Origin of the sequence: Myxococcus vastator (assembly GCF_010894475.1) — a bacterium.
GTDB lineage: Bacteria > Myxococcota > Myxococcia > Myxococcales > Myxococcaceae > Myxococcus > Myxococcus vastator.
In genome coordinates this window covers 1-6,185 of the sequence record NZ_JAAIYB010000478.1, presented here as the reverse complement: position 1 = coordinate 6,185, position 6,185 = coordinate 1, and the positions used below count along the sequence as shown (strand labels likewise).

Here is a 6,185-nt window from a genome sequence, read left to right as displayed (position 1 = left end):
CCCTCCACCCGCCCGTGCACGCGCCCCGCCATCTGCAAGAGCTCGTTGTTGCCCAGGTGCACGCGGGTGAGGACGTTGCGGCCGCGCTCCACCAGGTTCGTGAAGCGCATGTCGTCGATGACGACCGTGTCCAGCCCCGGCACGTTGAGCGCGCTCTGCCCCGCCGCCGTCATCGCGAGCACGAAAGGCCGGGGCGCAGTGCCCTCCAGGAAGGGGCGGATGGCGCGCAGCGGCTCGCCGCCGTGGTAGTGCGCCGCGTGGAGCTCCGGCGCATTCGCGCGGACGTGGGCCGCCGCCTCCTCCACGCCCGCGCGCGTGGGCAGGAACACGCCCACGCCGCGCCCCTGCTGCGCCACGTCCCGCAGGAAGTCCTCGTCCAGGAAGGACAGCGGCTGACGGCGCTCCACCTCCACCCGGGCCGCCTTCCTCGGGTCGAAGGAGGACACCTGGAGCACGTCCGCGCTGTCCAGGTAGCGCGCGTAGAAGGCCGGGTCCACGGTGGCGGACAGCCAGATGAAGCGACAGCCCACGCGCTTGCCCAGGGCCAGGCACAGCTCCAGCTCGGCGGAGGTCTGGTGGATTTCATCCACGATGAGCGTGTCCTCGCGCCGGATGGCGCCGCCCTGGAACCAGCGCCGCGCGATGCCGGTGGTGACGATGACCACGTCCGCGAGCGGCGTCTCCGCGGTGGCCTCCCGCTCGCGGTTGACCACCGCCACCCGCAGGGGCCGCCGGCCCACGAGCGCCTCCGCGATGGGGCGGATGGCGAGCGTCTTGCCCGTGCCGGTGCCCGCGACGATGCCGAACCCCTGCCCGCTCTGGACCAGTTCGAGGAGGCGCTCGCCGTGGTGCTCCACCAGGTACGTGCGAAGCTCCAGCCCGAGTGCCAGCTCGATGGTTTCACAAGCGGCGCGCGTGGGCGCGAGGACCACCACCCGCCCTCGCTGGGGCGTGACGGCGGAGGAGCCGTCGGGGCTCGGCGGCAGGTATCGGTCGGTGGGCGTACGCACGAAGGCCAGTGATACGCACAGGCGGGTGTCCAGGGGAAGCGATTCGCCCTGGAACCCGACGTGACCCGCGCGCCCCCAAGCAAGGTGGGGCGGAACCCTTGCCGTGCTGGGGGGCTACCGGTCGAAGACTGAAACCTTGTCGACCTTCACATAGGAGATGTCATGCCAGTAGACGCGAGTCTCGATGGAATGGCCCAATCGGCCACTCAGCGAGAAGTCGAGACTGATGTCCTGGTACATGAACGGCTGGGAGAATCGGGAGCGCGCGACGGCCTGGCTCGCGATGATCTGCCCCGCTGTCGCGTCGTAGACCTCGATGGTGACGACGGTGCCGCCGGTCGTGATGGCGTCGACCATCATCCTGAAGACGGCACGCATGGCGCCGCTTCCCCAATGAGCCGCATAGGGGCCATAGATAAGACTGCCCGGCACATCCGCCGCGGTGTTGGCGGACCATCCGTCGCCATCCCGCCGTCCCACGAGTTTGTAGAGCGCGCTCGATTCTGCCTCGTACACGAAAGGAAGGGTGTACTCCGCCGGAAAGGAAATCCGCCGCGTGGTTTCGATGGAGCGTGTGCCGCCCGCGATGGGGAGGGAGATTCCCCGGTGCAGCACGCCTCCGCCAATCTCCATCCCGCCGTGGACCTTGCAGAGGCAGAAGCCCGTGTCGTCGTTGTCGATGGGGCCGAGCGACTCCATCTTCAGTGAGTCGCCCAGCGACGCGCGTCCCCGCGCGCTCCAGGAGAGCGATGTCCCAAGCCAGCCCCAGACCTCATCCTGGTTCGCGGGCGTGGCGCCCTGACGCGCGGTCCACCGGTCCGCGGGGAACGTATAGGGGGCCACGGGACCCGAAATGGAATGCTGGTCCGGACGCACCGTGTTGAACAAGCCGCTCTTGGCGGGCTGGGTCGCGGGCAGCTTCGACAGCACCAACCCGCCAATCACCGACCAGACTTCCTGACCGAAGGCGGGGTTCCCCGCGGGGTTGTCGAACTGGTACGTGCGATCAAAGAAGGGCTTGTCCCCGTGGAGGACATAACCCAGCCGGAGGAACACGGGACGGCGTATCCCGTCCGCGAACAGGACGTCTTGATGGCATCGGTCTCCTTCGTGCGCGCCATCCTTCCCGGCGTCCGCTTCCTTCGTGATGGGCGCCGCGTACACCAGGCGCAAGGACGTCGCGGTCTCGTCCTGGACGAGTGGAGCATTCTTTCGAGCCCAGGCCATGCGATTGCGTGAACACGCGGTCCAGTGAGGGACATCGGAATCCGTCACGGGCGCGGCCTCGTTGACGCTGTACCAGTTGCAGATGGTCTTCACGCAAGCACTGCCTGTGCACGACTCGTTCGTGTCGCATTGCCCGTTGCCGTTCGGGTCTTCGTCCGGCTCTGGGATTTCGTGCGGCAGTTCATAGTGCTCCGCGCCGCTGTAGCCCGGCATCCATGCGCCGTTTCCATCTTCGGCGACCCCCAGGAAGCTCACCGGGCGGCGTGAGGGGGACTCCTCATGGAGGAAGGCGAGCGCGCTACCGGTCGCGCCGTTGAGCAACCAGAGCCCGTTGAGCTTCCCGTAGAAGCCCGTCTGATCGATCCACGCCATGTAGTGCTTGCCCACGAAGACCAGGTCGTTGGCGTTGGGGCCATCCCGCCGCAGCCGAGACGTCACGGGGTCGTAGGTTCCGAACCCCAATCCCGCGAGGGCTCTCTGGACCAGCGATTGGACGTGGGCATCGGAGCTCTGCGTGAAGTTCTTCACCGGCGGTTGCCCGGCGGCGTAGTCGTCAAGGTAGACGGTGACCTTGTCGACGTTCATGTACGCCTGCGCATACCAATCCAAGCGGACCTCCATGCGTTGGTTGGCGCAGGACTGGAGGTCGAACCACAGCTCGAAATCCTGGTAGACCAAGGGGCTTGAGAAATCGCCTCTCAGGATTTCCTGTCGGGCAATGACACGGTCGCTGGTGGCACAGTTGACCTCCAGCGCGGCCACCGCCCTGTTGTTGGCGGAGTTGTTGTCAATCATGAGGCGGAAGACAGCCTTCCCCGCCCCGCTCCCCCAGTTTGTCGCGTAGGGCCCGTAGACGAGGTGTCCTCGGGTATGTGCCGCTGTATTGGCGGCCCAGCCGGAACGGTGCGCATAGCCCATTCCGTGCGAGAGCTGGGTCTCGGCCTCGTACACGAAGCTCCGGTCGAAAGATTGTGCCGCCACTTGGATGGGCAGCAGCAAGGCCAGACTGACGAACAGCAAGGGCCTGAGCAATGAAGGCATGCAGACTCCCATGGGCCGCAGGTGACCACGCAGGCGCACGGCAACGACCGAGATGATTTGACGGGGAGAGTAAATCCTCTCATTCCGGAGTGGAGTCTGCAATGCCGAGCAAGCAGGTCGCTCTTGACCTGGAGCGTCAACCGGCAGCATCAGGATGCCAGGGCATCGCGGATGTCCTGCCAGCGGCGACCTCGGAGGAACCGCGCTCTTCCAGGAAGGCGTCCGGGAGGTCACCGTGCCGCTCTCGCGGTCCGCGGTGCCGAGAAAGGCCGTGCTGCGCATCTTCGGAATGTCGGGCGACATGAGCGAGCTGGTGCTGGAAGGAAGCGCCGACAGCGCAGGGGCGGTCCTTCATGGAAGTGGACCTCCGGGGACGACACCGGTGTCGCAGGTCCGGGTGCGGGCCGTTCCGAGGGAGTCGCCGGGCGCTTGACGTTCGCTGGGGCAGCGCTCCCTCTTCGAGTAGCGCACCTACGAGCCTTAGTCCGTGATGGCTCGGAGGTCGGCGCGGCGGCGCATAGGATGTGCCGAAATGGATTTCCAGGCGCGACTCGAGGCGCTCACGCACCAACTCCGGCCCTGGTCCCCGCTCTGGTCCCGCTCCATCCTCCAGGGCTGGCCCGACTCCGGCGCCGCCTATCCCGAGGACTGGCTGGCCTATGCCCGCTCGCTCGATGAAGCGGGCGAGCGGCGGCTGGACCAGGGAGCGCTCGCGGGCGCCCCGCCTCCGGCCCTGAGCGCGCTCCTGGGCGCGCTCCAGGAGTTGACGGCGCTACCCTGGCACCCGGGCCATCACGCGCTGACTGTCGCGGAGACGCAGGGCCTCAGCGCCAAGAAGACCCACGAGCTCGAACGGGTGCTCGCCCTGCTCGCGCCGAGAACTCACTCCATCCAGGAGGCGGTCGATATCGGCGGCGGCATGGGACATCTCGCCCGCCTCTGCGCGCGGACCTTCGGGTGGACCTTCCACAGCATCGACCGGGACGCCGCGTTGCAGGACAAGGGCCGGCGGTGGCTGACGAAAACCCGGCCCGCCGGTGGCGACACCCTGTGCTTCATCCAGGCCTCCGTGGAGGACGGGCCCCAACCCCAGCTCGACTCGCTCTTCTCCGGCCGGGACCGGGCCTCCATCGGTCTGCACACCTGCGGGCCGCTCGCCCTCACGCACCTCCGCAAGAGCCAGGGGGCGGGCCTCGTCCTGAACATCGGCTGCTGTTACGACAAACTGGAGATCCCGCGGGATTACCCCGTCTCCCGCGTCGGGAGCGCGCATCCGCTGCCCTTCACCCCGCATGCCCTGGCGTTGACGACGCGGGGACGTCATCACAAGACGGAGGAGGCGTTCGCGCGGATGAAGCAGGTGTATGCGTGGCGCTTCGCGTTCGACCTTCTCTCCAGGCGGCACTTTCCCGAGCGCGGCTTCGTGAGAGCAGGAGACGCGCCCCGGGCGCTCTATGCCGGACGCTTCGCCATCTACGCGCGGGATCGCCTGGCGAGACTGGGGCTCGACCCCGGCATGACGGACGCAGCGCTGAATGCCTTCGAGGTGTCCGTGCGCGCCGAGACGCGGGACCTCCTGCTCTGCCATCTGCTGAGGGACCGCTTCGCGAGGGCGCTGGAGGTCGTGCTCCTGCTCGATCGCGCGTTGCTCCTGGAGGAATCGGGCTTCCACGTCGAGCTCCTCCAGATCTTCGACCCGAGCCTGTCTCCGCGCAACCTCGCGCTCATCGCGTCGCGGAGCGCTTGAGTGAGTCCGGAGGGGTTCGGGGGAGGTTCGAGCAGGCTGCCTCACAGGTGCCGCAAGCCGCATCCCCCACCTGCCCACGACATCGGGGCAAGCTCACCCCTGCGTCCACTCAACAGGGGCCCAGGTGAGGATTCCGCTCGTCCCCGGCTCGCTCCGCGCGAGCACCCGCCCGTCCGACGACACGATGACGGCGGGCCCCGCAAGCGATGCTCGGACCGCGGGCGCGTGCTGCTCCACGGCGCGCAGGATGACCGCGCCCACGGCCTGCTCCCACGCGAAGCGATTGCCCACCAGGGGCAGGTCGCTGGCGAGCACTGCGATGAGGTCGCCCCCGGCGGCCTGTCCCTTCAAGGACGTGAGGCGGCTGAAGGCCTCGTAGCAGATGAGCGGGATGAGCCGCCGCCCCGCCACGGACAGCAGCGGCGGAGCCTTTCCGGGCGTCAGCGGTTCGCCGCTGCCGCGCAGCCCCAGGAAGACGCGCTCACCCACCGGGACGAGCACCGCCTTGCCCCGGCTCGCCAGGAGGCGTCCCTGCGCGTCGAAGGCGCCCGCCGCGATGAGGTACTGGCCTTCCGTGCGCAGCGTGAGGCCCGCGAGGCTCGCCACGGGCAGGGCCGTGTCCGCGAGCGCGGCCAGCGGCGTCGGCTGGGGCAGGATGCCCTCGGGCAGGCGCTGGTTGCCGCGCACGGTGCTCTCTGGCCACACGAGCAGCGACGTCCCCGCGGGCACCGTCCGGGGCGGATGCGCCAACGAGGCCAGATGCACCACGCCCACGCCCGACAGCGCTTCGTCGGCGGGAGGCAGCGGCGGAACCAGCGCGAGCGCGCCCAGGATGAGCCCCGCCGGCGCGAGCAGCCGGGGAGCGCGCCGTGCGGCGGCCTCGCCCACGCTGGTGGCGGCATAGAGACACAGCAGCGACAGGGGCGCCCAGCCGACGAGGGCCAGCGCCCGCAGCATCGCGGGCTGTGCCCACTGGGAGTGCAGCGCCTGCGTCATGGAGAAGCCCCAGCCGGCCTCCGCCACGGCCTCGCCCAGGAGCCAGGCGAAGGGCAGCCAGAGGCGGGGCGGCCACCTGCGCGCGGGGGTCAGGACGAGCACCATCGCCGGAAGCTGGGCCCCCATTCCCGAGCCCCCACACCCGAGCGCCGCCAGCGTGAAGG

General features: G+C 69.0%; 3 protein-coding genes and 1 pseudogene. 1 reads left to right on the top strand and 3 read right to left on the bottom strand.

Annotation, left to right across the window (positions count from 1 at the left end; all coding sequences use genetic code 11):
• Together G4D87_RS31790 and G4D87_RS31785 are read right to left on the bottom strand one after the other, a co-directional pair.
• Positions 1 to 1,010: pseudogene (locus tag G4D87_RS31790) on the bottom strand (DEAD/DEAH box helicase); the annotation flags it as partial.
• A 114-nt stretch (positions 1,011 to 1,124) separates the two neighbouring features.
• Positions 1,125 to 3,581: a hypothetical protein gene (locus tag G4D87_RS31785; protein WP_163786447.1), complete on the bottom strand. Its 2,457-nt coding sequence runs from the start codon at positions 3,579 to 3,581 to the stop codon at positions 1,125 to 1,127.
• A 229-nt stretch (positions 3,582 to 3,810) separates the two neighbouring features.
• On the opposite strand from G4D87_RS31785, the gene G4D87_RS31780 reads away from it, so the two are divergent.
• Positions 3,811 to 5,025 (top strand): methyltransferase, encoded by a 1,215-nt coding sequence (locus G4D87_RS31780; RefSeq protein WP_163786446.1) that lies wholly within the window; start codon positions 3,811 to 3,813, stop codon positions 5,023 to 5,025.
• Positions 5,026 to 5,118: 93 nt separating this feature from the next.
• Here the strand turns inward: G4D87_RS31780 and G4D87_RS31775 are convergent.
• Positions 5,119 to 6,185: nitrilase-related carbon-nitrogen hydrolase (locus G4D87_RS31775; RefSeq protein ID WP_163786445.1), on the bottom strand; the 1,067-nt coding region annotated here is incomplete at its 5' end.

Excerpts from the sequence above, each read along its gene's own strand:
- G4D87_RS31780 (WP_163786446.1), top strand. The coding sequence starts at position 3,811 with ATGGATTTCCAGGCGCGACTCGAGGCGCTCACGCACCAACTCCGGCCC.
- G4D87_RS31785 (WP_163786447.1), bottom strand. The coding sequence starts at position 3,581 with ATGTCGCCCGACATTCCGAAGATGCGCAGCACGGCCTTTCTCGGCACC.